At 41.5% G+C, this 26,805-nt stretch carries 21 protein-coding genes, 2 tRNA genes and 1 riboswitch; of the genes, 6 read left to right on the forward strand and 17 right to left on the reverse strand.

The window, feature by feature from the left end; all coding sequences use genetic code 11:
* Positions 1 to 524: 524 nt before the first annotated feature.
* From H5181_RS00825 to thiC, 8 genes are all read right to left on the reverse strand, one after another.
* A complete protein-coding gene (locus H5181_RS00825; protein ID WP_182749854.1) occupies positions 525 to 1,808 on the reverse strand; it encodes a putative metalloprotease CJM1_0395 family protein in 1,284 nt (427 codons plus the stop codon).
* A 2-nt stretch (positions 1,809 to 1,810) separates the two neighbouring features.
* On the reverse strand, positions 1,811 to 2,098 hold the full coding sequence (locus H5181_RS00830) for a hypothetical protein (protein ID WP_011637651.1): 288 nt from the start codon (positions 2,096 to 2,098) through the stop codon (positions 1,811 to 1,813).
* A 76-nt stretch (positions 2,099 to 2,174) separates the two neighbouring features.
* The gene (thiH, locus tag H5181_RS00835) at positions 2,175 to 3,290 is read right to left on the reverse strand and encodes a 2-iminoacetate synthase ThiH (protein WP_182749856.1); all 1,116 of its coding nucleotides are present in this window, start codon (positions 3,288 to 3,290) and stop codon (positions 2,175 to 2,177) included.
* Position 3,291: 1 nt separating this feature from the next.
* Entirely contained in the window at positions 3,292 to 4,101 is an 810-nt protein-coding gene (locus H5181_RS00840) for a thiazole synthase (RefSeq protein ID WP_182749858.1), read from the reverse strand.
* Between the two features lie 2 nt (positions 4,102 to 4,103).
* Positions 4,104 to 4,331, reverse strand: a complete 228-nt coding sequence (gene thiS / locus H5181_RS00845) for a sulfur carrier protein ThiS (protein WP_182749860.1) — start codon at positions 4,329 to 4,331, stop codon at positions 4,104 to 4,106.
* Positions 4,318 to 5,124: a HesA/MoeB/ThiF family protein gene (locus H5181_RS00850; protein ID WP_182749862.1), complete on the reverse strand. Its 807-nt coding sequence runs from the start codon at positions 5,122 to 5,124 to the stop codon at positions 4,318 to 4,320. Before H5181_RS00850 ends, thiS begins: the two co-directional genes overlap by 14 nt.
* Positions 5,121 to 6,785: a thiamine phosphate synthase gene (thiE, locus tag H5181_RS00855; RefSeq protein ID WP_182749864.1), complete on the reverse strand. Its 1,665-nt coding sequence runs from the start codon at positions 6,783 to 6,785 to the stop codon at positions 5,121 to 5,123. Before thiE ends, H5181_RS00850 begins: the two co-directional genes overlap by 4 nt.
* Before the next feature lie 5 nt (positions 6,786 to 6,790).
* Positions 6,791 to 8,791, reverse strand: a complete 2,001-nt coding sequence (gene thiC / locus H5181_RS00860) for a phosphomethylpyrimidine synthase ThiC (RefSeq protein ID WP_182749866.1) — start codon at positions 8,789 to 8,791, stop codon at positions 6,791 to 6,793.
* Positions 8,792 to 8,998: 207 nt separating this feature from the next.
* Positions 8,999 to 9,098, reverse strand: a riboswitch (TPP riboswitch).
* Positions 9,099 to 9,357: 259 nt separating this feature from the next.
* Between thiC and H5181_RS00865 the strand changes: the two genes are divergently transcribed.
* Complete coding sequence (locus H5181_RS00865; protein ID WP_182749868.1) at positions 9,358 to 11,505, forward strand: TonB-dependent siderophore receptor; 2,148 nt, start codon at positions 9,358 to 9,360, stop codon at positions 11,503 to 11,505.
* Positions 11,506 to 12,248: 743 nt separating this feature from the next.
* Here H5181_RS00865 and H5181_RS00870 read toward each other — a convergent pair.
* The 4 genes from H5181_RS00870 to dnaQ form a co-directional block, all read right to left on the reverse strand.
* Positions 12,249 to 12,325, reverse strand: a tRNA-Asp gene (locus tag H5181_RS00870).
* Positions 12,326 to 12,405: 80 nt separating this feature from the next.
* Positions 12,406 to 12,482, reverse strand: a tRNA-Asp gene (locus H5181_RS00875).
* Positions 12,483 to 12,609: 127 nt separating this feature from the next.
* Positions 12,610 to 13,947: a TIGR03503 family protein gene (locus H5181_RS00880; protein ID WP_182749870.1), complete on the reverse strand. Its 1,338-nt coding sequence runs from the start codon at positions 13,945 to 13,947 to the stop codon at positions 12,610 to 12,612.
* Positions 13,948 to 13,957: 10 nt separating this feature from the next.
* Positions 13,958 to 14,686: a DNA polymerase III subunit epsilon gene (dnaQ, locus tag H5181_RS00885; protein ID WP_059743812.1), complete on the reverse strand. Its 729-nt coding sequence runs from the start codon at positions 14,684 to 14,686 to the stop codon at positions 13,958 to 13,960.
* A gap of 77 nt (positions 14,687 to 14,763) precedes the next feature.
* On the opposite strand from dnaQ, the gene rnhA reads away from it, so the two are divergent.
* Positions 14,764 to 15,237 (forward strand): ribonuclease HI, encoded by a 474-nt coding sequence (gene rnhA, locus H5181_RS00890; protein ID WP_011637661.1) that lies wholly within the window; start codon positions 14,764 to 14,766, stop codon positions 15,235 to 15,237.
* 213 nt (positions 15,238 to 15,450) lie between these two features.
* Here the strand turns inward: rnhA and H5181_RS00895 are convergent, their stop codons facing one another.
* Positions 15,451 to 16,230 carry a methyltransferase domain-containing protein gene (locus H5181_RS00895; protein WP_182749873.1) on the reverse strand — a complete coding sequence of 260 codons (780 nt, stop codon included), beginning with the start codon at positions 16,228 to 16,230 and terminating at the stop codon, positions 15,451 to 15,453.
* A gap of 176 nt (positions 16,231 to 16,406) precedes the next feature.
* Here H5181_RS00895 and gloB point away from each other — a divergent pair, with 176 nt between their 5' ends.
* Positions 16,407 to 17,186 (forward strand): hydroxyacylglutathione hydrolase, encoded by a 780-nt coding sequence (gene gloB / locus H5181_RS00900; RefSeq protein ID WP_182749875.1) that lies wholly within the window; start codon positions 16,407 to 16,409, stop codon positions 17,184 to 17,186.
* Positions 17,187 to 17,335: 149 nt separating this feature from the next.
* Entirely contained in the window at positions 17,336 to 18,889 is a 1,554-nt protein-coding gene (locus H5181_RS00905; RefSeq protein WP_182749877.1) for a LysM peptidoglycan-binding domain-containing protein, read from the forward strand.
* 523 nt (positions 18,890 to 19,412) lie between these two features.
* Here the strand turns inward: H5181_RS00905 and H5181_RS00910 are convergent.
* Both H5181_RS00910 and H5181_RS00915 read right to left on the reverse strand, forming a co-directional pair.
* Positions 19,413 to 21,233 carry an AsmA family protein gene (locus tag H5181_RS00910; RefSeq protein ID WP_182749879.1) on the reverse strand — a complete coding sequence of 607 codons (1,821 nt, stop codon included), beginning with the start codon at positions 21,231 to 21,233 and terminating at the stop codon, positions 19,413 to 19,415.
* A 25-nt stretch (positions 21,234 to 21,258) separates the two neighbouring features.
* Complete coding sequence (locus H5181_RS00915; RefSeq protein WP_102035705.1) at positions 21,259 to 21,753, reverse strand: putative 4-hydroxy-4-methyl-2-oxoglutarate aldolase; 495 nt, start codon at positions 21,751 to 21,753, stop codon at positions 21,259 to 21,261.
* A 193-nt stretch (positions 21,754 to 21,946) separates the two neighbouring features.
* Between H5181_RS00915 and H5181_RS00920 the strand changes: the two genes are divergently transcribed.
* Complete coding sequence (locus H5181_RS00920) at positions 21,947 to 22,261, forward strand: hypothetical protein (RefSeq protein ID WP_011637667.1); 315 nt, start codon at positions 21,947 to 21,949, stop codon at positions 22,259 to 22,261.
* 258 nt (positions 22,262 to 22,519) lie between these two features.
* Here H5181_RS00920 and H5181_RS00925 read toward each other — a convergent pair whose 3' ends face one another.
* Both H5181_RS00925 and H5181_RS00930 read right to left on the reverse strand, forming a co-directional pair.
* Positions 22,520 to 24,169: a methyl-accepting chemotaxis protein gene (locus tag H5181_RS00925; protein ID WP_182749881.1), complete on the reverse strand. Its 1,650-nt coding sequence runs from the start codon at positions 24,167 to 24,169 to the stop codon at positions 22,520 to 22,522.
* A 309-nt stretch (positions 24,170 to 24,478) separates the two neighbouring features.
* Complete coding sequence (locus H5181_RS00930) at positions 24,479 to 25,405, reverse strand: LysR family transcriptional regulator (RefSeq protein WP_182749883.1); 927 nt, start codon at positions 25,403 to 25,405, stop codon at positions 24,479 to 24,481.
* Positions 25,406 to 25,579: 174 nt separating this feature from the next.
* On the opposite strand from H5181_RS00930, the gene H5181_RS00935 reads away from it, so the two are divergent.
* The gene (locus H5181_RS00935) at positions 25,580 to 26,800 is read left to right on the forward strand and encodes an acyl-CoA dehydrogenase family protein (protein WP_182749885.1); all 1,221 of its coding nucleotides are present in this window, start codon (positions 25,580 to 25,582) and stop codon (positions 26,798 to 26,800) included.
* Positions 26,801 to 26,805 lie beyond the last annotated feature (5 nt).

Genomic DNA, 26,805 nt, shown 5'->3' on the forward strand with positions numbered 1-26,805 from the left:
GTAGATATTTAATCAATATGGCGACTTATTCAAGTCAGCTTCTACATAACACATGATTTTTGTCATGTTCGTGAATCCTTCTCTTTCTGCACGTCTCTGTCAATCCCTGTGCCCTGCACTTCCAATTAAGCATCTTGTCATCCATATAAATTAGTTCATTTGGCAAAAAAGAACATGGGCCATTATGATTTGGTTTGCGCTACTAGGATGCTTTCAGCCAAGCTCTGCTTAACGACTTGATCAGAACTTGGAATAATAGGTGAGAAATATCAAAACGTAGTTATTAACCACTTTCAAACTGGGCATTTTACCCAAACCCGAATTCAGGCAAGACGAGTCGCTTACAAGCGAATAACAGAGTAAATAGATAACTAAATGACTGTTCTATTACAAGTCGATTCAATGCAGTCTGCAAGGCAAAGGGCTGTTTATTGGCGTTTGTTATCTTGAGTCAGATTATATAGCAGCGCTAAATTATCGAACTTAATCAGTGTTGTATGAATACTGTAGAGACATAGAAAATATTATACGTAGATTTCGATGGATTGATGTTGTTGTGAATAACGTTCTGGGGAAGGTAGAGATTGACTAGTTGAATCGTTAACTGCTGTTGTGTCGTTTGCAATAGTAGAATGACTCTGTTCTGTTGATACTGAATGATTAGGAGACAATAGACTTATGTTTGAATCATCGGCATTAAGGGGATCATTGGTTAAAGTTTGACTGTTTTGAGCTCTAGAATTATTCGTTTTTGAAGATGACACAGAATCTGCATTATTTGTTATTAACTCTTTCTTTGCTTCATTCATGTTTTGTAATGCTTGCGCCGCGACGCGAATATCCGCCATAGACGGTTGTACAGGAGCCATTGCTGCCGCATACACTTTCTGCATTTTAGTTAATGTCGCTTGGGCGTCACCATCAACAGTAGACACATCGATATTAACCTCACCATCCACAGCATAACGACGTCCATCTGGGCCTTTTTCATATTGATAACTCGGGCTTTGCGCTAAACTTCCACCTACTGCAGCATGTGCTTGCTCATGAGTTTTAACTTCGGTATCTCGCTGTGCAAGTTGATCAATCTGTTTAATTTCAGCTTGTTCTATTTGCTGTTGCTTGTCTTTTGCCTGTTGCTCAACTTGCTGCTCTGCTGAGTCATCCTGACTGTTTGACGTTTGAGGTTCTGTATTGACTGACGATTCATCTACGGATGAATTATGTTCCGTCCTATTTGTCGCTACAGCTGAAGTATTTGTTTCTGTCGCTGAAGCATCCGAGGGTTGATTAAAGATATTAACTATAGGCTGTTGAGCATTAACAACTTCACCGTTACTCGTTCTTGCGGGTTTAGCTGTACTCACAAATGTTCCAGCAGCGACATCAGTAGCCTGGGTTTGAATAGCTGAACGATTCAATACACCAGTAAGATTGAGCGGACCACTTTTCAAGCTGTAACTATTGAAGGGATCTGCAGCAACTATTTGTGGCGGCTTAACCCCATTTGTATTTGCAGAAACAGAATTTGACGGAGCGTTCTGATGAGTATCCGTACTTAAATTGGGTTTAAAGTCGACTGATGCTTTAAAAGCTGATGTGACTGTAGTTTGAATTGGGCTAGATTTGAGCGAACTGCTTTTTACTGAACTGTTTCTAACTTGATTTGAATGGATGATTTCAGGCTGAGCATCTATCACTTTAACAGATGCCGGTTGAGCTTGTGGTGCAGATAAAGAATTGCGGTGGTTAAGTTGGGCAGTATTATTAACTGACCCAGTGTTAGCAGAAACCATCGCCGCATTCATGATTACACTTCAATATCAATCAAGCTACCAACAGTCTCAGAAGCCACTTCAATCACTTTAGCAGATGCTTGAGCTTGGTTGGATGATTCAGTCGCAGACACTAAAGCAGAAGTGGTGTCAGTTTGCCCAACGGCACGAGAACTTAAGGTCACAGTATCTTGTGCCGATGTATTTGGCACCGCAGGTTTTTGTTGATCTGGAGTGGCAACAGATGTTGTTGCTTGCGCTAAACCTTGTTGAGCACTCTGCAATCCCTGCATACCTGACGCATAGGCTGATTGAACTTGCATAATACTGCTCCTGATTTTAAAAAAGTCGATTTATTATGGCCTAAACCGACTAATATGTACAGTTTTCAAACAAAAGTTAGCTGTTAACCCAACCCATCTCCCAATCTTTCCATACTGGATTAATTCCTCGTCGCTTCATTTGTTCAACAACTTGCTCTACTGGACGGTTATCACTGATTTCAAATTGATCAAGTTGGCTGTCTGGCGCCATATAACCGCCTGGTTGAGTTGAACTGCCTGCACTCATGTGGGTAATTCCTAAAGGGAGTAAATTATCCCTTAATGATGGTAACTCTCGCGTGGATAAACTGATTTCGAGCTGGGGGTTAAACAACCTAAATGCGCAGATCATTTGTACTAATCCTGCATCGGTTAATTCAACTTTCGGTGTAATGCCGCCAGTACATGGACGTAAACGAGGTAGTGAAATACTGTAGCGACTGCGCCAGTAGGTATTTTCCAAGTAATCTAGATGAAAGCCCATAAGTAATGCATCTAAGCGCCAATCATCTAACCCAAGTAATACCCCGAGGCCAATTTTATCGATACCCGCTTTTGCCACTCGATCAGGGGTATCTAAGCGATAGATAAAATCTTGTTTTTTACCGCGAGTATGATGCTGAACATAAGTATGAGCACGATAGGTTTCTTGGTATACCATAACGGCATCAACACCTAGTTTGCCAAGACGCTGATACTGATCCGTCTCCAATGGTTGAACTTCCATTGCCACGTAATTAAAAGCCCTGCTAACTAACGGTAGCACCGACTCAAAATACTCCATTCCAACTTTAGTTTCGTGTTCGCCAGACACCAATAATATCGAATCAAAACCACGTTGTTTAATGATCGCCATTTCAGCTGCTAGTTCATCACTATTAAGGGTTTTACGCTTGACCTTGTTACTCATACTAAAGCCGCAATAATCGCACTCGTTGGCACATAAGTTTGATAAATATAATGGTAAGAAAAGACCGATATTGGCACCAAATCGCTGCCGAGTCAGCTGAGCTGCTTGTTGGGCCATCGGTTCAATGTATGGCATTGCGGCAGGAGATAATAATGCCAACAAGCTATCAAGATTACCGCTTGGATTTTGCAAAGCCAGCTCAACATCTTTGGCAGTTGTTGAATACAACTTCATCGATAATGCTTCGGGGGCTAATTGCGAAAATACGCTTGAATACGTCATGCTAGCCCCCCTTACTATTCACAGACTTTGCAAGTGAATTGATTGTTGGTTCTGACAAGAATCCGGTCAAAGGACTGGTCGCGTGAGCATGATTGTTCACGACCCCTAATCCAGCAAGATAAGCTTGTCTTCCAGTGGCAACCGCATCAGCAAAACATGTAGCCATTTGCTGAGGATTGGCACTACTTGCAATCGCGGTATTCACCAATACTGCAGCTGCGCCCATTTCCATAGCTCTGCAAGCTTGTGAGGGTGCACCAATGCCGGCATCCACTATTACCGGGATATTAGCCTGTTCAATAATAATGCTTAAGAATGTTTCCGTTGCTAACCCTTGATTACTGCCTATTGGACTGCCGAGTGGCATCACCGCAGCGCAACCGACTTCTTCTAAGCGCATGCACAAGACTGGATCAGCATGCACATAAGGCATGACAATATAGCCTTTTTCGCATAAGTGTTGAGCCGCTATTAATGTTTCAATAGGATCGGGCATGAGGTATTTAGGATCGGGATGAATTTCAAGTTTAATCCATTTAGTGCCCAGCATTTCATAAGCGAGTTCAGCGGCAAAAATAGCTTCTTTGGCATTACGCGCACCAGCGGTATTAGGTAATAATTTAACCCCCATACTTTGCAAAGGACCGAGTAAATTGTCATGGCCGCGAGTCAAATCAATCCGCTTCATCGCTAAGGTGACTAACTGCGAACCAGAACTTGCTATCGCTTGTAACATTGTATTGTGATTTGAAAATTTTCCTGTTCCGGTGAGTAACCGAGACGAAAATTGATGATCGGCTATCGTTAACATTATTAACCTCCAGCAACGGCAGAAAAGACGGTTATATTGTCATCGGCTTGACACATTGCATGCATCCAACGACTTCGAGGCACAACAGTATCGTTGACCACAATGGCCACTCCTTGAGTGGGTAAATCGCTGAGTATCAGTAGTTCAGCCAAATTCAAATTGGCCCGAACATGTTGCTCGACACCATTAAGGTGCAGGGTTATTAGCTCGAGGGGATCAGTTTGTGTCATTAGACCGCTCCTGATGATCAGTTAATGGATATTGATGACATACTTCACATTGTGGGTCTTGACTCATGTTTGCATACTGCCAGCGTAAATCCTGAGCATTAAATCGATGTAAAACACCGTATTGCGTAAAGGTATTGCAGATGTGCTGCAGGCCCACCAGCGCTTGCATACTGGCTATAATGCCCACGGCGGGCCCAAACACGCCAGCTTGAGTACAATTTTGCATAATGGGTGTATCAAGTGGATATAAACAACAATAGCAACCGCTGTGTGAATGTGGGCTGGAAAAATCAATACAAAATAATTGCCCCTGATATGCACTGATAGCACCACTAACCAAGGTTAACTGATGCTGTACACACAGTTGGTTTATCAATTGCCTCGCCCTGACATTATCAGTGCAATCAAACACCACAGGTTTTACCGTAAATCGTTTAACAAGCTGATTAAAATGCGCTGATGTAACTCGTTGTGCTAACACGTCGATATTGATTTGAGGGTAAGCATCGCTCAATGCACTTTTTGCAATGTTGACTTTTGCTTGGCCAATATCAGATGCCCTGAACAGGAGTTGTCTTGGTAAGTTGGATAATTCCACCACATCATGATCAATTAACAGTATTTGCTGAACACCCGCAGCAGCTAAATAATGCGCTACTACATTTCCTAAGCCTCCTACACCGATGATCACTACAGGGCTATTCATAATGGCAAGCTGCCCTGCTTCTCCAATATTACTCAGTAGCATGGTGCGTGAATACTGAATGTAATCCTGACCAGATAGAGAATTCATACGCCCTCCTGAGGTGAACAGGCTTTTGCCAAAGGTCGCGTAAGCTGCAACCATTTATGATGTAAGGCTCGATACGCTTTCGCAGGATCGTCAGCCATAGCTACCGCTCTAACAACAGCAGCATCACCAACACCGGTATCCGCAATCAACTCAAGGTTATTGAGATCTATCCCGCCAATTGCAACAGTAGGATAATGGCGCGCAAATAAACTGGCATAACGTTTAAGTTTGCTGAGCCCTTGAGGCGCGGAAGGCATTTGCTTGGTCGTGGTAGCAAAAATATGCCCAAGCGCAATATATGAAGGCGAACATTGGTGGGCTAATAAGGCTTCAAAATAACTGTGACTCGATAACCCTAACGCCATTCCAGCAGCAGCTATCGCGCTTAAATCTGCAGTGGCCATATCCTCTTGGCCTAAATGAACCCCAAAAGCACCGTGCTTAATCGCCAGTTGCCAATGATCATTAATAAACAACTGCGCATGATATTCGCGGCCTAGTTTGATGGCCTCAATGATATTCGCTTCGAGTGTTAATCGTTGCCGATTATCGGTATTAGTCGCTAATTTGGCACGATATTGGACCGTCTTGCAGCCCGCTTTTAAGACAATTTTTAATATTCCAAGATCATCTAAAACAGGATAAACCCCCAAGGATTGATGCAACGCTTTAAAACCATTCAGCGGAGTTTGCTTCAACCTATCTTGAGTGCGATAGTCAGAAGAGACTAACTTGATCGATGGCATCATTCCTAAATCATCAGGCCAACCAGTACGGGCTAATACACCAGGTCCTTGACCAAGCCTTACGCCTAAAGTGAGTCCCTTATTGACGTAGGCTTTTGCCAGCACAATAGCATCATGGATCACGAACTCATGGGCAATAAAACACGCTATTGCAGATGATAATGTGCATCCACTGCCATGATTATTGGTGGTTGCTATTCGCGGGCTACTTAACATAAACACCGCATTACTGTGTGCAAGGCTGGCGCCTTTAACGCTTTTACTCACATATACATCTATCGCCTGCTGTTGCTGCCACTGAGCATCACCGCCTTTAGCGAGCACATGACATTTAAATGTATCGGATAACAATTTGGTATCGTGGATCATTTGCTGTTGCTGAGAACCATTGTTGCCGACATCAGCACGATCTTGCGCCAATGCAGACTGAGAACATAAACGTTTCAATTCGTGCTGATTAGGCGTTAGTAAATCAATTAAGCCAATGAGAGGGCTAAAATCGAGATCGATAGGATTAAAGTGCGCACCACTACTGGCGACCATGACAGGATCAAGCACCACAAAAGGTACTATCTTCTGAGTAGCGCGCATCTGAGTCAAACAGTCAGCCAATATGTCGACCTGTGCTTGGGATGTAAGCAGGCCAATTTTAATCGCCACTGGCGGCAAATCCGCGAGTAAGCTACTGAACTGAGCCAACAACATGGATTCAGAAACGGTTTCAACAAAGCTCACACTGACTGAGTTTTGTGCGGTTAATGTGGTTATCACGCTACACCCGTGACACGACAAGTCTTGCATAGTTAATAAATCAGCTTGAATCCCCGCCCCACCACCACTGTCTGAACCCGCTATGGTCCAGACAATGGGTGGGGTTTGAGTTATGGATTCACTGACAAATGTCGATGAATTCATGGCGATTATTCAACCTCAACCGTTAAGTCAGTATCAACTTGTACGACAGATTTGACGTCATGATAAAGCGCCGAGCCCGACGCTTTGAACTCTGCCGACTTTTGTGCCATCGCTTCCGCCGGATTTATGGCTTGAGCCGTATCTAGAGCTTGATAAGCACTAACGGAAGATACTTCAATCTTAAGTGCTTCAGCTTGTTCAAGATTCGCGGCATATTCACGCACTTCATGGGTTATTTTCATCGAACAAAATTTAGGCCCACACATTGAACAAAAATGAGCCACTTTGGCTGATTCTTGTGGTAACGATTCGTCGTGGTAAGCACGAGCCGTATCAGGATCAAGACCTAGGTTATATTGATCTTCCCAACGGAATTCAAAGCGGGCTTTTGATAATGCATTATCACGTACTTGTGCACCTGGATGACCTTTAGCGACATCAGCAGCATGAGCTGCAATCTTGTAGGCAATTAAGCCTTGTTTTACATCTTCTTTGTTAGGCAAACCTAAGTGTTCTTTAGGGGTGACGTAACACAACATCGCCACGCCGTACCAAGCCATCATGGCTGCACCGATACCTGAAGTGAAGTGATCATATCCAGGCGCTATATCGGTTGTTTGTGGGCCTAAGGTATAAAATGGCGCTTCATCACAAAGGGCCAATTGCTTTTCCATATTGACTTTAATCAATTGCATTGGCACATGGCCAGGGCCTTCGATGATGGTCTGTACATCGTATTCCCATGCAATTTTGACCAATTCACCTAAGGTTTCTAATTCCGCAAATTGCGCTTCATCATTGGCGTCAGCAATTGAACCTGGGCGCATACCATCCCCTAAAGACAACGACACATCGTATTGGGCGCAAATTTGGCAAATATCACGAAAATGTTCATATAAGAAACTTTCTTGATGATGACTTAAACACCACTTAGCCATAATTGAACCGCCACGCGACACAATACCGGTAAGGCGTTTTGCGGTCATGGGGACATAACGCAATAACACCCCTGCATGAATCGTAAAATAGTCTACGCCCTGCTCGGCTTGTTCAATCAATGTATCTCTAAATACCGCCCAACTGAGGTCTTCGGCAACGCCATTAACCTTTTCTAATGCTTGATAAATAGGCACGGTACCAATCGGCACAGGCGAATTACGGATAAGCCACTCACGCGTTTCATGAATATAACGTCCAGTCGACAAATCCATGACCGTATCGGCGCCCCAACGGGTAGACCACACCAGTTTTTCAACTTCTTCTTCAATCGAAGATGTCACCGCCGAATTACCAATATTGGCATTCACCTTCACCAAAAAATTACGCCCAATAATCATAGGTTCAGTTTCAGGATGGTTAATATTCAGCGGAATAATTGCTCGACCTCGGGCGACTTCATCGCGGACAAACTCAGGAGTGATAAGTTGCCCAATATGCGCGCCAAAAGCCTCTCCAGGCGCTTTTTGAGTCAACACGGTGTCGGTTACTTCAGCACGAGCCATGTTTTCACGAATAGCAATGTATTCCATTTCAGGGGTAATAATACCTTGGCGTGCATAATACATTTGGGTCACGCATTTGCCCTTCTTGGCACGTTTAGGCGCGACAAGGGCGTCAAATCGTAAATGATCGAGTCCATCGTCGGCCAGTCGTTGTTGGGTAAAACCCGAACTTGCACCCGTTAATTGCTCAGTATCTTGGCGCTCATCAATCCATGCTTGACGGATTTTAGGTAAGCCTTCACGCACATTAATATCGGCAAGGGGATCAGAATAAGCACCCGCGCAGTCATAAACCATGATCGGCGGATTGGCTTGTTTAATGGGTTTTGCATCGGTGCCGCCAATCACGGTTTCAGTTTGATTAACCTGACGCATTGCGACGTTGATATCAGCACGACTACCCGCTAAATAGACTTTTTCAGAATTAGGATGTTGTAACGGTTTAAGGGTATCAATAAATTGTTGAGCGTTAGCTCGAGTTTGACGACGGTTTGGATTTGACATTAGCAACCTCAATATTAAGAGTAGAGTTGCTTGTCTGGAGAGGTGTTGATAGCAGCAGTAAACAATAAAAATACTATTGCTTACGTCAATAATCACATAGAAAAATACTAAAGTAATAACGTAACTGGATATATAAACCGATAAAAAACTCGGAGGTAAACGTCCAATTACAATCGTGTTAATACGTTATTTATCTTCCCAATAATCATGATTATTACGCTTGTTTCCTTCGCAGGTTCTAGCCTGATCAGGTTCAACGGATCCCGAATAAACGGTCTCAGCCATAATGGCACTCCGACAAGATGTCATGCAGTATAAGCAAGCTTGTCGCTAAATAACAAGCACTAAAATAATCATTTCATACAAAAGTCATCAATCCACATGTCAGAAACTGATGCAGTGTCATTGATATCTCCATGGTTCATCCATCACCAAAGACAGGTATTTATCAAGGTGCGACACTATGTCGCATTCATCATATTTATTAGCAGGTTATAATTTAAAAAAACTGACAAACACCTTTGAAATATATTCATCAAAGGTTGATAAAAATAACAATAAAGGTGATGACGTTGGCAAATAAAGCAATCCAAACCATTAAATTAAATACAAATTACCCATGGGTTTACTCATCAATTTCATTGGCTGTAATGTTTGCTATTACACCTCAAGTAATGGCTGAGCAGTACGATAAGCAAAATAGTGAAGGCATTGAGCGGGTTGAAGTACATGGACAAAACACGACTAACAAAGACTTACTCGGCTCAGCCCAAAGCTTACTTGAAAAGCAAGGAGTAGACTTTTCTGAAGCAGGTGGCGTATCAGCATTACCGATTTTAAATGGCATGATGGGCGATCGCATTAAGGTGCTCATTGATGGCAGTGATATTACCTCATCATGTGCAAACCAGATGAACCCGCCACTTTCTTATGTGTCAGCAAATCACATTAGTTCGACCCAAGTGGTTGCTGGAGTCTCTCCGGTGAGCGCCGGTGGCGATAACATTGCAGGCGTAATTAACGTCACTAGCTTAACCCCTGTATTTAGCGATAGCGACACTGTGACATGGCAAAGTGGTAACATATCTAGCGGTTATCGAAGCACCAATGACGCCATTCTCGCAGGTGTAAATGCCACTGTAGCAAGTAAAACATTAAGCTTTAGTTACCAAGGATCATTTGAAGATGCAAATAGCTATACAGATGGCCATGGCGATAAAGTACTAGACACTTTATACCAATCACAAAATCATGCATTAACCGCTGCTTGGCAAGATGACATTCAACAAGTTGCTGTCAAACTGACTCATCTACATATCCCCTTTCAAGGTTTTGCAAACCAGTATATGGACATGACGAATAATGACAGTTATGGCGCATTAGTACGTTATCAACGAACACTTGAAAACGAAGGCGAATTCACAGCCCAAGCAAACTGGCACAATGTAGAGCATCAAATGGGCTTCTTTACCGATGAAAAAACCGGCATGATGCCAATGAAAACTAAGGGTAAAGATTACAGTTACCAACTGCATTGGCAGCTACCAATGAGCTCAGACAGCACCTTATTAATTGGCCAAGAATATTATATTTATCAACTTGATGATACATGGCCTGCGATTGAAGGTTCCGCCATGATGGGCCCCTATGACTATGTCAATATTAATGATGGCGAACGTCAACGTGTAGCTCTTTATGGCGAGTGGCAACAAACACTTAATACACGTTGGTGGCTGTCTGCAGGTGTTCGTTATGAATACGTATCAACCATCACAGGTGAGATTCAGCCTTATAACACCATGAGCATGATGGGCATGACCAATGTTAATACCATGGCCGCAGATGAATTTAATGGCCTCTATCGAAAGCGCAATGACAATAACATCGATGCCACCCTTCTTGCTCGCTATCAACTCAGCGATACTGAAGTGATAGAGCTTGGTTTAGCCCAAAAGAACCGCGCACCCAATTTATATGAGCGATACAGTTGGGGCCAAAGCACCATGGCGACGACTATGATTGGCTGGTATGGCGATGCAAACGGCTACATAGGCAACCCAGATCTTAGTGCAGAAACTGCACATACATTGAGTATGGCTTACAAGCGAGTACAAGATGATTTAGCATTTAGTGCAACAGCTTGGTACAGCAGCATTAACGATTTTATTGATGCCAATCTGGTCAGCAGCTTTAATCGCACCAGCATCGATAGCAATAGTCGTCATATTTTACAGTTTACAAATGTGAACGCTAACTTGTTTGGTGCACGCATTGATGCTGAATATCAACTAGCAGACAACGACACTGGTAAATGGCTCTTTAACGCTAACATCAACGCAACACGCGGCGAAAGAGATGACAACGACCAGCCGCTGTATCAAATAAAACCTTTGCAAACCGAGCTAGCTTTGCAACAACAGCTAGGGGATTGGCAAAATAGAATCAGTTGGCAATGGGTTGCAAATAAAGATCGCGTGGATGAACAGCGTTTAGAAAACACAACTGACAGTTACTCACTGCTTAATTTAAGCAGTAGTATTCAATGGCATGATGCCACAATGACAATTGCAGTGAAAAATCTACTGGATGAGTATTATCAACTGCCTCTAGGCGGTGTCAGTATTGCTGATTATAAAACTGACATCAGTAACGGTTTTCAACAAATAGCCGGTGCGGGCCGCTCACTAGAATTGAATGTAAGTTACGCGTTCTAGTTAATCAGCTATAAGTAATAAGCCGATGCCCTGTAATAATTATCATATTATTGGCTAAACTAAAACAGCAATTCTGCTGATGTTAAGACAGAAAAAAGCCTCAACATTGCTGTAGAGGCTTTCATCTTATTTGGCGGAGCGGACGCTGATGTTGAAACAGTGAACCCGCGACCTCCGGCGTGACAGACCGGTTTCCATTGAACTGCGATGGAATAACATTAATGCGCTTACATTTGATAATCTAGTAGGTATTGCATCCTAGTCTGAATCTCCAATTCTGTTAATTTTTGAACAGAAAAAAGCCCCTACATTGCTGTAGAGGCTTTCATCTTATTTGGCGAAGCGGACGCTAATGTTGAAACTGTGAACCCGCGACCTCCGGCGTGATTGGCCGGATTCTATTGAACTGCGATGGAATAACATTAATGCGCTGACATTTGATAATCTAGTAGGTATTGCATCCTAGTCTGAATCACCAATTCTGTTAATTTTTGAACAGAAAAAAGCCCCTACATTGCTGTAGAGGCTTTCATCTTATTTGGCGGAGCGGACGCTGATATTGAAACAGTGAACCCGCGACCTCCGGCGTGACAGGCCGGTTTCTATTGAACTGCGATGGAATAACATTAATGCGCTGACATTTGATAATCTAGTAGGTATTGCATCCTAGTCTGAATCACCAATTCTGTTAATTTTTGAACAGAAAAAAGCCCCTACATTACTGTAGAGGCTTTTTTCTTATTTGGCGGAGCGGACGGGACTCGAACCCGCGACCCCCGGCGTGACAGGCCGGTATTCTAACCAACTGAACTACCGCTCCAAAACGGTTTGTATACACTTAATAAAACTAACAATAGTATAAATATTATCTGTTTTATTAAGTGTAAACAGTCACTTGAATGGCGGAGCGGACGGGACTCGAACCCGCGACCCCCGGCGTGACAGGCCGGTATTCTAACCAACTGAACTACCGCTCCACACAAGTGCGATGAATAATAAAGTTGTGATAATTAATCGTCAACAGTTTTTTAATTGTTTTTGCTCATTTAGTTAAAAAACGTACAATTATCAAGTTTTAGTACAAAAAGCACTCACTTCAGTGGGTTAGTTTTTGTCATCAGGCATACTTAAATCAATATCATCTAGGTCGACGCTTTCTAGAATACTGTCTTTAGGTTTATCCTCATTAACGGGGTTTTGCTTTAACCTTTCTTCTGCCGCAGCCATCGCCTTTGCCAGCGTTTGTCTTTTACGCCAGATCACCAAACCGATAATACCAACAAAAAAGAGTACGCCATTAATGGTAATAATCCAGAACATTGCATCGTCTTTAGCTACTTTCTCTTCAATTTCTGCTTGAATGGCCGCTTTTTCAGCAAGTTCTTCAACTGATGGAGGTGGAGCTGGGGGCTCTACTAAATTAAAAAACATTTCAGGTAAATTGAGCACAATTTCTCGGCCATCAACCGTCGTAGAAACCGCACTGCCTTTAACACGATAACTGCCAAACTCAGTCACTTTAGGTAAGTATAAAATTTGATCTGCACTGGTCATGGTTTGCAAGGTGATAGGCAGCAACAATCCTGCAGGGCCGACTAAGTCAAACTCAAAATGCGTTTCTGCCAATTTCACCACAGATTCATCAACCGTTAATTGTATCTGCCATATGCCTTTTAATGGATCGCTATTGGGCACCATTTTGACGGTAATTGGTTGTGGCGATAGCTCAAACGGCATCACATATTCACGTTCAAATATATTATTTCGGGCGGTAACGTTGAGTACATAATGACCGGTAGGTTGTTGTAAATTATGGCTTCCGGTAAAGATGCCATCATCAGGTGCTTCGTCCAACAATTCACCATTGTCTTTATAAGCACCGACAATAATGGTGCCCGTTGCAAAGTTATCGTCAGTAGGAAGATGCTCACTGGTAAAACGAGCAGTCCATTCGACCATATACTCCAAACCCGGCATTCTCATGGTTAAACTATCACCCAAGAGTCTTGCTGTTACTTTCAACCTTTCACCCTGATAAAGTGGTTGCGGTAACGGTTGCACAGCAATGTCTAATGCAGATATTTTTTTTATTGTCGACCCTTCAACCACACTCCCCAATAACTGCCAAGGCCCTGGCATTGGTTTTTCGATATAAATCATATCAGCAGCAATACCGTCTACCCATTTTACCGTTTGAGGATGACGATTTGAGTACCATTTACTGCCATCGGGTAAAATGACCACGACAGGGGCGGAACCATAGCTTCGTTGGATAACCAACGTTAAATGATCGACCATGTGATCGATTCGAAAACGATTTTTAAGTTCTGCTGCTTGCGATGCATTGACCACTGCAGCCCGGGCATTAGGTTGCCACGCTAAGATAAGACTAAGCAACAATAAGCATGGAATAACAAGATAACCGGCGCGAGTAGCACTCATAAAGGTTGGTTTACCCTCTCCAGAGACATTTACCTGACTTCGCAATGAGGTCAAGTCGTTGTTCGTGTAATAGTATTTCATCGGCAGATGCACCAACGACTTTAAGATTAAACGCCGAAGGATCGATATTTTTAATTCCGCCACCTTCTTGACCCGCTTTTTCATTGGACAAATTAAACTTAATTTGTCCACCAGTCATGATTAAGTAAACATCAGCAAGAATTTCCGCATCGAGTAATGCGCCGTGATAAGTACGGCGGCCATTATCGATACCATAACGTCGACACAATGCATCTAGATTGTTTTTTTGGCCTGGATGCAGACGTTTGGCAATGGCCAAACTGTCGAGAATACTGCAAATTTCTTTGGTTTTAGGCCCAATTGGATTGAGTTTTGAAAACTCATGGTCCATAAAGCTCACGTCGAAGTTGGCGTTATGAGCGACAATTTCAGCACCATCGATAAAATCGATAAAATCTTTGGCTATTTGATGAAAACGCGGTTCGTTGGCCACACGGTCATTGGTAATACCGTGAACTTGAATTGCCTCTTCATCAATCGCTTGACCAGGATTAATATATTGGTGATACGTTCGACCTGTTAAGCGACGATTAATCACTTCAACACAACCAATTTCAATAATGCGATGGCCCACATAAATAGGTCCACCAGCTTGGTTCATACCGGTAGTTTCGGTATCGAGGATCACTTGACGACTTGCACTAGAAATAATGTTCATATTTTTTACTCATTCAGCCCTCGCCTTTGTATAAATTGAGTATACTGGCGCGAATATTTCGCTATGGTAACAACTTGATGGCCGAACTCAAACAGCTGTATATTTTTACTGATGGCTCTTGCTTAGGAAATCCAGGACCTGGCGGTTATGGCGTGGTAATGAAATATAAACATCAGCAACATGAAATCGCCGATGGATTCTCATTAACAACCAATAATCGTATGGAACTTTTAGCCCCAATTATCGCGTTAGAAACGTTATACGAACCCTGTAATATTATTTTAACCAGCGATAGCCAGTATATGCGCCAAGGTATTATGACTTGGATCCATGGTTGGAAGAAAAAAGGCTGGATAACCTCAACTAAACAACCGGTCAAAAACGTCGATTTATGGAAGCGTCTAGATGCGGTAAGTCAATTACACAAGATTGACTGGCACTGGGTAAAAGGCCATGCAGGCCATATTGAAAATGAACGATGCGACGTATTGGCACGCAAAGCAGCCGAAGCTAAACCTCAACAAGTTGATACTGGTTACAATCCTGAATAATTCGGTTTTAGTTATTTAACCTTCGCGCTGGATGATCACAGTTATCAAACTATTCTTTGCCATGCTAACAGGGTTGCACTGACCTGCAATAAGCTAGATATTGACTCGTCTATCAGCCCTGTTAAGACAAAATGGCATATTGATATGAAAATAATTCAAATATTCAGCTGTTGGCTTTCGGACTTCATATCTTAAACCGAGCGGAGGTTATTTTTATGATTTTGGACGGTTCAATGTCTGGATCTCAATACTCGGAGTATGAGTTAATCCGTTACGGCCAGCCGATGGCGCCGTTGACCAGTTGGGCGCTTTGACCTTCGACTTATCTTTAATCGGTGTAAGTGGAGTCGTCATTTTGCGAGCCACGATTAAGTAAACACTGCCAGTACTAGGTAGCCAGTTGGCGATACTTTTTTGCCACAATGGTGCTTGTTGAGGTTTGCTCGGTTGATTAGGCGTGCTGACCCCGCGGTGCCCTAATAACGAATGGTACATTAACCGTTCATCTGCTAGTACTTTATATCCCAGTAACCCAAGCCAATCTTTAACTCTTGATGGCATAAAAAACTGCCCGTTCCAAGGTAATTTAGTTTGATATTTTGGCAAGATTTTGCCTATAAAAGCTGGACTGATGGGATTAAAACCGACAATAAAAATATAACCACTGCTGATGAGCACTCGATCGAACTCTCGTAAAATTTGATAAGGATCAGATTCAAATTCTAATAGAAAACAACTTAACACCGCATCAATTGCACTTTGTTGTACGGGTAAATGATGCGGATCAGCCTGAATATTTGCATCTGAGCCGTCATAGACAGAAAAATGTCGTGCTATGTTGCAATGTAAACTGTTTAACTGGCTACTTAACGCCCCGGCTTTAAGAAAATGATAGCCAAATATTCGCGGCCACCAAGGGGCTAATTTAGCTTCAATCTCAGCTTGCAATAATTCACCAAAAGGCAAATCTTGCCAAATAAGGGGTTTTAACATGGAGCCCGCCAACTAATACTTTGCAAAAATGTCATATTCTCTCAACCCATCAACTTTACCATAGCTTGTTTGATGTTCAGCTAACCATCATTGATACTTTCAGAATAACTTCACTTGAAGTTATTTAACGATATCCGTTACCCTAACAGATAGTCAATCATCACTCGAGCCAGATTATGCTTAACGTTCACACCATTCCAGCTTTTAATGACAACTACCTTTGGTTAATTCATCAAACAAGTAGCCTTGATGCTTACGTAGTTGATCCAGGCTGTGGCAAAAGTGTTATCGATTATTTAGCCACCACAGAACTTAACTTAGTCGGCATTCTCATTACCCACCACCACAGCGACCACACTGGCGGTATAAAACAACTGCAACAGCACTTCAACAATAGTCTTATTGTTTATGGTCCGAGTAACGAACGTATCGATGGTTTAACCCACCCATTAACAGTTACATCGGATATAAATATTGAGATACCTCATTTAGGGCTTACTCAGGTGATAGCCGTACCAGGACATACTTTAGGTCATATTGCCTACTATATTGATGATAAATTATTTTGTGGCGATACCTTATTCAGTGGCGGATGTGGACGGTTATTCGAAGGCACTCCGACGCAAATGCTGCAATCGTTGACCGTGTTGGCAAACTTACCCGACCAAACCCAGGTTTTCTGTGCTCATGAATACACACAATCCAACCTTAATTTCGCCTTACATGTCACCCCCAATAATTTACAGTTGATTGATTATGCCAATAAAGTTAGTCAATTACGCTCACAAAACATACCAACCATCCCTAGCACAATCGCGACAGAAAAAGCCATAAACCCGTTCCTACGTTGTCATATAAATGAGACACAAGTCGCAATATCAACAGAATACAAAATAGCAAATATAGATGATATTCAGACATTTACATTATTAAGGCAATGGAAAAATCAATTTTAGATTAACATGAAAACACTTTAATAAGACATGCCAAATAATTTAATCTACAATGCCAAACTGAACTAAAGCATGTCCAAAAGAGTCTCATAGGCATTTGGTATGTTCGCCCTTTTTTTACGCCCTGAGAACTTGAGGAAGTGTATCTTCAAATGAAAGCAAACTTGATTATTATAGCTGGCAGTATGCTGGCTATAACGGGGTGCCAGACACTCCATACTGCAGAGCCAAGTTCTGATAGTACAACCCAGACTGTTACAGCTAACGCTAAAAACAAAAAATCAGCGACCGTAACCCTTGAGCAAATTGAAGAACAAGTTGCTCAAGTTAACGATTTATGGCTCAGGATCAGCAACCAAATGCGCTTTCCTGTTGCCGATAATGCTTTGGTTGCTCAGTACCGCCAATGGTACATCGATAATCCTATGCATTTAGAAATCGTGACTCAACGTGCTCAGCCATATCTGTATTACATTGTTGAACAGTTAAAAAAACGCAATTTACCTTTAGAGCTAGCATTACTGCCTATTGTTGAAAGTGGTTTTGACCCACTAGCCCATTCACCAAGTGATGCTTCGGGTTTATGGCAATTAACCTCACCAACGGCCATGTCGTTTGGCGTAAAGACAAATTGGTGGTATGACGGACGCCGTGATGTTGCCTCATCGACAAAAGCAGCTTTAGATTTAATGGAATACCTTTACGCCAAAATGGATCACAATTGGCTATATACCATTGCCGCTTATAACTCTGGTGAAGGTCGAATATTCAATGCCATAAAACATAACCAAGCCCGCGGAAAATCGACAGATTTCTGGTCATTATCGCTGCCAAGAGAAACCGCTCACTATGTCCCCCAGTTATTAGCATTGGCAGATGTCATTAAACATGCAGATAAGTACGGCATCAATTTAACGCCTATAGATAACTCACCTCAAATAGAGGTAGTCGATATTGAAAGCCAACTCGACATTAATTTAGCGGCTGATTTGGCTCAAATTGACATAAATGATTTAAAAGCGATTAATCCAGGTTTAAAGCGCTGGGCAACAGCCCCACAAGGTCCACATCAATTGATTGTGCCTAGTGATAAAGCGGTATCCTTTAAACGAGCATTAGCCACTATTGAACCAAACTCCCGTATTAACTGGGTTCGTTATAAAATTAAGTCTGGTGATAGCATCAGTGAAATTGCCGACCAATTTGAAACCACGGCTACATTAATAAGAAGCAGTAACGGTATTAAAGGCAATAATATTATTGCTGGTCGATTTTTAATTATTCCTGTTGCGGCAAAAGATCCAGATTTAGCCACCATGACCGCAGACCAAGTACTGGCACGCAAAACGGTGGTCAAATCAAGCCCAAACAAGCAAGCTTATATCATTAAATCTGGTGATTCATTATGGAAGATAGCGCAGTCACAGCAAGTGACTGTCGCACAATTAATGAAATGGAATACTCTTAAAAAACAATCCACGTTAGCCATCGGTAAATCATTAGTTATTTTTCCTAATGAAGTCGCCATTAACACTGCAAGCAATGATAAAACGGTTAGCTATCGCGTCCAATCAGGTGACTCTTTAGCGCGTATAGCACTTAAATATAAGGTTACCGTTGCAGAGTTAATCGAATGGAACAGTTTACAAAATAGTAAATTGATCCAACCTGGACAGATACTGAAACTGATTGTGACCAATAGCTAGTTAGCTTTGCCTATAAGGGACTGTTACTCAACAAAGGTTATTGGTATTGGAATCGCTATTGGTATGAATTAAATACTCAGTTAAATTCAGCCATAAAAAACGGACAAGTTATTACTTGTCCGTTTTTTATGGCATAACATTAATAAATCAACTGTTTCGCAGTGTTCAATAATTTGATTAGGCTAACCATACTGCCATTACAGCACATTACTATCCATTTTTAACCTAGTTAACCTCTACTGGGATAATAAACGTTTATCAAACAGTCCTTTGTCTCGCTAACTGTGTTGCATTGACTTGCAATAGGCTAGCTATTGACGTACCAATTTGCCTTATTAGCAAAACAAAAGACAAGTTTGATATAAAATAGGCCGAATATTGTCATTTCGACTCACATATCCCACTTCTTAACCCGAGTTGAGGTTAGTTAACTGCAAACCATATAGCAGTAACAAAAGCCGCTTTGGACAAGGCTGTAGTCCTCATATCGAATCATCTACAGCCTTTGTTATTAATGGATGATTTAAATTCCAAGCTTCTTAAACAATCCTTCTTTTAGCTTTTCTTTGGCTTTATCTGCTTCATCTTTAAATTGGCCTTCCAATAACGCTTTGGTATCAATGCCAAACTTAGGCTCTTGGAAAGTACCTTTAATAGTTAACGGAATGTCGATACCTTTAAGAGACTCATCAGCAGCTTCGCCTTGTCCTGATAATGACCCAACGACACTGGTTGTTAAGGTGTAATCTAACGCTTCAGTAGCAATGTTTGCCGTACCTTTACCATTTAAGCGAATTAACGGTGAAGCCATCGCTAAATCAGGGTTAGTTACAACAGCATCTTTCATGGTGAAACTTCCAGTTAAACTGGTAAAATCGGTTTTCAACTCTTCTTTCTTATCCGCCGATAAATCACCTTTCAGCTTTTGCTGTGCGCTACGGATCATCTGTGGAATGTTAACTCCATACAATGATCCATCTGCTACTTCAAACTTACCCACGGCATTAAGATTGTTTTTAAGATTATCGACAATCAAACTGGCACCACTACCTTTAACTTCAAAACTCGCTGTTCCAGAAAGCAAATCTACTTCAGCGGCATCGGTTAATAACGGACGAATTTGCACCCCAGTCAACTTTTTATCAAACACATAAGTTGGTACCGCTTTACGACCATCAAGCTTAGCGCTAAGTGCTAGCTTACCTTCATATAAATCGGCAGTCAGTGACGACAACGTTAATACGCCTTTATTAACGGCCATTTTCATTTGCCAATTTTGCGTTAGCATATTACTGACTTTAATTGATTTAGCGGTTAAGTTTAGGGTTAAATCGACACTCTTTAATGCCGACAAATCAGGTTCTTTGCTTGGTGCAGTTTCGGGAGTTGCCTCATTTTCTTTGGCATCGCCTTCTTGCTTTGGCAGTAATGCATCGACATCAATATCACCAACATCAAGATTCATCGCAATTTTAGGAATGCTATTACCATAGTTGATCTTAATATCGCCAGTGGCGGCTAAGTCCATAGCTGACATTTTAGTCAATTGCAGCTCAATGGTTTTTGCATCTAATGCCATCTTCATTTGTGTACTCAGCTCAGCGGTAATCGCTTTGCCTGGCAAACTATCGCCTTGGGCTTTATGCACCATGTCAAAATCATTAATCGTGACATTCTGTAATGCTTGGTCGACTTTAATTTTGCCTTGTCCAGATGACGCTAACTGCATATCAGGCAGTGTCGCTGAAAACTCGTAAGCAAAATCAGCGAATTGTCCTAGGCTGAACTGTCCTAAAGTAAAACTTTTTAGACTGAAAGTTTGAGTCGTATTGCTGGCCATATCAATAATATTGATATTCGTATTGGTAAGTTCAATACCGCCAATATCTAACGTCTGTAAAGACATTGCCTCTGAATTGCTTGAGGTTGATTGTGGTTTTTCTGCCGATGTTTCAGCAGTCAAACCATCAAAACTAGTCTTGCCGTCTTTTTGAGTGACTAAGTTAAGTGTTAAGCCATCTAGCTTTAATAAATCAACTTCAATTTGTTGGCTAAACAATGGCATCAACGCCACATTGGCCACGGCCTCATTAACATCAAGCATCGAAGCGGGCGTAAACCCATTTGGGTTCGATAACGAAATGCCCCCGAGCTTGATGCCTAAAGATGGAAACACGCTCCAGCTTAAATCTTGGCTGATTTGTAAGTCACGGCCAGTTTGTTTTTTTACCGCATCAACAATTTGCGGTTTAAAATTATTTAAATCGAAAAACATTGTGAGGTAGACGGTTATACCGACCACTATGGTTAGCACTATCGCTAACAACCACTTTACTACTTTCATTTTTGCTTCCTTGTCTGTCGCTACTTTAAGCTAAAATAGCTAAATCCAGTGCCTGCCTACTGACAGCAACACCATTTAAATCAGCGTAGATCATCATTCCAGGAGAAATACTGATGCCAGCAATCTCGATTGTGACATTGACCTCACCTACGTCTTTTTTGTCTGTTTTAATGGGATTAGTGCCTAAAGCTTGCACACCAATTAGCATAGTGTTGATGGTTCCAGCGTCGCGAATACAACCATTGATGATAATACCTTCCCAACCATTATCGCATGCATTTAAGGCTATCATGTCACCAAGCAATGCTCGTCTTGTTGAGCCACCACCGTCAACAACTAATACTTTACCGTGACCCTTTTTGGCTAATTCAGATTTTACTTTTGAATTGTCTTCAAAACATTTAACGGTCACGACTTCACCGTAGAATATCGATTTTGCACCAAATGCTTTCCATGGATTTGACAACAACGTCAATTGTTCAGGGTAGTGATCAAATAAGTCTGGCAATAGATCTAACATGACTCCTCCTTGTAGATCAAAATCTTAGGTTACCGAGAATGAGTATATTCAACAAGTATTGTTAACGATATATTATTACACTCAGAAAGTATCGTTAACTTAGTATATCAACACATCCACAAATCAAGTAAAAGAGTGACTTATTCAATAAAAATGAATATAATTTCTAAAAATAACGTAGAAAATCATACTTATGAGTGAAGATTTAAATTTACAGAAAATGATGGATGCGTTTGATGAGCTAGATTTCGAACAACGCACAACCACAAACCTTGAAAATGCCCGTAATAAGCAGCAAATGACAGCGTATATTGAGTCGTTAGATTTTAGCCTGCGCCGTTTATTAATTTTGCAAGACACGGTAAATACCATTGTTGAGCAAAAACAAGTAAACCTGCTTAAACAAGAGCATATTCAAACTTATAAAACTAAAATTATTAACCTCTCACGCCAGTACAATATCTCATATCAAGATGTCATCAATATAATGGTGCAAATATCACGTTAATAACGATTAACTAATTGAATCAACTTCGTAAAGAAAATGAATTTATTCTCATTCTGCAATATTAAACTTGTTATGTGATTTGCTCACAAGGTGTTTTCGCTTGGTGCTTGTCATACGAGTAACAGTCTTAATTTAACTAAAAATACTGTAGATAGTAAATGAGAGATTCAGTGAGATAGAGAACATTTAGACATCGTTGATTATCGCTAACGGAAGCTAGTCAGGCTAATTGAATTAATCAACCTGACTATCAGTGGGCTATTTTACTTTAAATTGATCCACAAGTTGATGTAACTGAATTGCACCTTGTTCGATACCTATACTGCCTTTATTAATGAGCTCATTCTGAGTTCGGTTTTCTAACGACATATCATTGATGCGAGTAATATTCATATTCAGTTCGCCAATAACAGTGCTTTGCTCGTCTGTGGCTGCTGCTATTTGAACATTCATTTGCGATATTTGCTCAATTGAAGACTTAATATTTTCAAGCGCAACTACAACTTGTTGAGTTTCATTGACCGTTTCAGATGATTTAACTTTAGCCCTAGCAACAGAAGCATTAACACTGTCAATGGCACTTCTGATTGCGTCGATGATAAGATTAATTTCACTTGTTGAAGCTTGAGTTCGGCTAGCAAGTGTTCGAACTTCATCAGCAACAACGGCAAAACCACGACCTGCCTCACCTGCTCTAGCGGCTTCGATGGCAGCATTCAACGCTAACAAATTAGTTTGATCTGCTATTCCCACAATCACATCAAGAATTTGACCAATCTTACTTGAACTGACTTGTAATCCTTTTGCAACTTCTTCTGTCGCAGCTAGCTCACTGGATAATTCAGATATTTTTTTCATTGCGTTATCGACAACGGAAGCTGATTTGTCTGCCTCTTTGTCTGCATGGTGCGTACTGTCTGCTGCCAGTTGTGCATTAGAAGCGACTTCTGATGCGGTCATCGACATTTCATTAATCGCGGTTGCCACATTCTCAGTTTCGGCTTGCACATTGGATGAAATTTGATTGGCCTGTTGTGCAATCGTCGACATGTTTTTAGCTAAGCGACTCGATTCATCAACCGAATGGCTGACAGAAATAATGACTTTCTGGATTTTATCAATGAAGGCATTGAAGTGATGAGCGATCTGTTTGAGTTCATCATTCCCCTCTTCAGACAAGCGTAAGGTCAAGTCACCCTCGCCCTTGGCAATGTTTTTAAATGCACTAATGGTTTCAATCATTGGGCCTGAAATACTGCGAATGATAAAAAACAGCAGTAAGATGACTGGTAGCCAAACCAGTGACAATAACAATAAGTATTGAGTAATGAAGTGGTTTTTATCATCTTGAATGTCATCGATATAGATACCCGTCCCGATGATCCAACCCCAAGGTCTAAAACGCTTTACCACTGACATTTTCGGGCTAGGTTGTTCATGTTTTGGTTTGTTCCACATGTAATCCACCCGTGCCGAATCTTGCTGCTCGGTACGTTGGATCATTTGTTCAAACAACTTAACGCCATTTGGATCTTGCATTGCTAATACCTTGGTATTCACTAATTGCTTAGCAAAAGCATGTTGGATCATCGTCCCTTGAGTATCAATACTGAAATAATACTCATTGCCTGAATAGCGTAATTTATCAATCGCCGCCAAAGTCATGATTTTGGCCTCAGCTTCACTTATGCTTCCAGACAGCGCATCTTGATAATATTTATCCGCTATAGTGGTCGCTATGTCCACCAAAGCATTCAGTTTGGCTTCTTTCTCATTAATTAACACGTTTTCAACTCGTGTTAATGAAAACCAGAACACGATAACAGTAGCAATGATCGCTAATGCCAACATTCCTAATAAACGGTTTGCAATTGTCGTTTTACGAAAAAACATATTAATTGGGTTCATACAGGCACCATGACATTATGATTATTATTAAAATGGTTATGAGATGAAAACTGACACGAACTCAGCAATGTTAGTTATAGTATAAAATATGATCAGTAATAGAGCTGTTTTATCACTTAGGTGTTTTGTTTAGGAGTTGTTAACGATAGTGCTTTACTACCGGTAAATATAGTAGACTTTGTTATAATTGTTAAAAATGGCCATTTAGTTTTTTCATGCTGAATCTATTGTAATAATGCAGCTTGATCCGGTTCAATATGCCAAGCGATATTTCTGCTCTATAGCATTCCTATGCCGTAATAAAGCTTATTACTTCGCAATAATAGCCTGCTCGATTTGTGCTCTTAACCAAACAAAAGCGGGATCCGTTTCAGTATTCATGTGCCAGTATAAATGAGTATCAATGTCCGGTAGTTCAAATGGCATAGTGCACACATGTAAATCTGGATGTATAAACTGCTCCGCTATAGAGCGCGGTAAGGTCAACATTAAAGGCGATCCGATGACAATTTTAGCAGCGGTTTGGTAACTCTGGCATCGGTATTTAATGTGCCGATTTACACCTTGTTGTTGTAACAATATATCTTCCATCACTCGACCAATAGGTCTGCTTGATACGGCTACATGTTCAGCATTAGCATAATCAGTCGGAGTCAATTTGATACTAGGCTCTAAATACATTGCATGTTGTCGACGGTCTATCAACACACAAAATGGATCTGACAATAGGGTTTTGTGAGCTAAAGGGGCATTCACCGCTCGCGCAACATCAATGGCTAAATCCACCTCCCCATTGGCTAACTGACGCGCTATATTTTCCCGAGATAATGACATACTGGCTATTTTCGCATGCGGAATTAACTTCACTACTTGCTTAATCAGCGTTGGCATTATTTGGCTTTCTAGCGCTTCATGAATGGCTATTTTAAAAGTTTGCTCCGTAGTAAGCGGGTCAAATTCACCACATTGCTGCAGTACTTGCCTTATTCGATTTAGCGCACTAATAAGTTGCGGAGCCATACGTTGACAAGCTGCTGTTGGTTGCATTTGCAGACCTTGGCGTACAAACAGCGGGTCGTTTAACACTAAACGTAATCGTTTTATCGCATGGCTCACTGCTGAAGGCGTTATAAACAACGACTTTGACGCTAAAGTCATATTTTGCTCCGAATAAAGAGCTTCAAATATTTTTAACAAATTAAGGTCAAGCTGCTGAATTGCTTTGGTATCTGCCATTTTGGTCTCTATTGTTAAATGAATTTGCAACACACAACTATGAATAGTATTCATTGCAACCTAACATGTTATTTCATTTTATTCACTTATATTACTGCGATATGCTAACTACACAAATAATAGCTCGGTCACGTAATCACAATAATTGTGGTTTACGTCACGCAGGATGCTTACATGAATATCTACGCTACAGAAAAATCACAACAATATTTAGCAAAAGTAACCTCATTTATTAATGACAAAATTTTACCCATTGAAGCAGAATTGTTTATCGAAAACAGACGCCTTAACCACAATAGCGATTGGACTCAATGGCAACTATTACCGCAAATAGAAGCGCTTAAAACGCAAGCAAAAGCAGAGGGGTTATGGAATTTATTTCTGCCTGATGCCGAATTAGCTAAAGGGTTAACCTGTGTTGAATATGCCCCTTTGGCTGAAGAAATGGGACGCTCAATTTTAGCACCCGAAATTTTTAACTGTAATGCACCCGATACCGGCAACATGGAGGTGCTTTATCACTTTGGTGATAAGCAACAGCAGCAACAATGGTTAACGCCGCTACTTGCTGGTGAAATACGCTCAGTATTTGCGATGACAGAACCTGATGTCGCCTCATCGGATGCCACTAATATGCAAGCTACCATCATTGAAGACGGTGATGATGTAGTGATTAATGGCCGTAAATGGTGGTCAACGGGCTTAGGTCATCCAAACTGTAGAGTAATGATCTTTATGGGCTTGTCACATAACGATGCACCAAAACATCAACGTCACAGTATGGTATTAGTGCCGATGAATACTCCCGGTGTCAGCATCACTCGGATGTTAACCGCTTATGGTGATTACGATGCGCCCTATGGCCATGGTGAAATGGAACTCGTTAATGTACGTGTACCTAAAAGTAATGTCATTATAGGACTAGGGAAAGGCTTTGAAATTGCACAAGGCCGATTAGGCCCCGGTCGTATTCATCATTGCATGCGGGCTATTGGCGCAGCAGAACGCGCCTTATCATTAGCGATTGAGCGCGGACAATCTAGAGTTGCCTTTGGTCAACCTATTATCAAGCTCGGTGGCAATCTTGAACGTATTGCCCAAGCGCGCATGGCAATAGAACAAGCACGATTACTGACACTGAATGCCGCATGGAAAATCGATAACTTAGGCGTCAAGCACGCCATGACCGATATTTCGGCAATTAAAGTGGTTGTCCCAAATATGCTGACCCAAGTCGTCGACATGGCGATTCAAATGTATGGTGGCGCAGGGATGAACCATGACACACCATTAGCAGGGTTTGCAACAATGGCCCGCAGTTTACGTTTAGCTGATGGACCGGATGAAGTGCATATGGCCATGGTGTCACGTCTTGAGTTAGCTAAGTACAAGTAATGGTG

Source organism: Shewanella sp. SG44-2 (genome assembly GCF_014164215.1).
Lineage (GTDB): Bacteria > Pseudomonadota > Gammaproteobacteria > Enterobacterales > Shewanellaceae > Shewanella > Shewanella frigidimarina.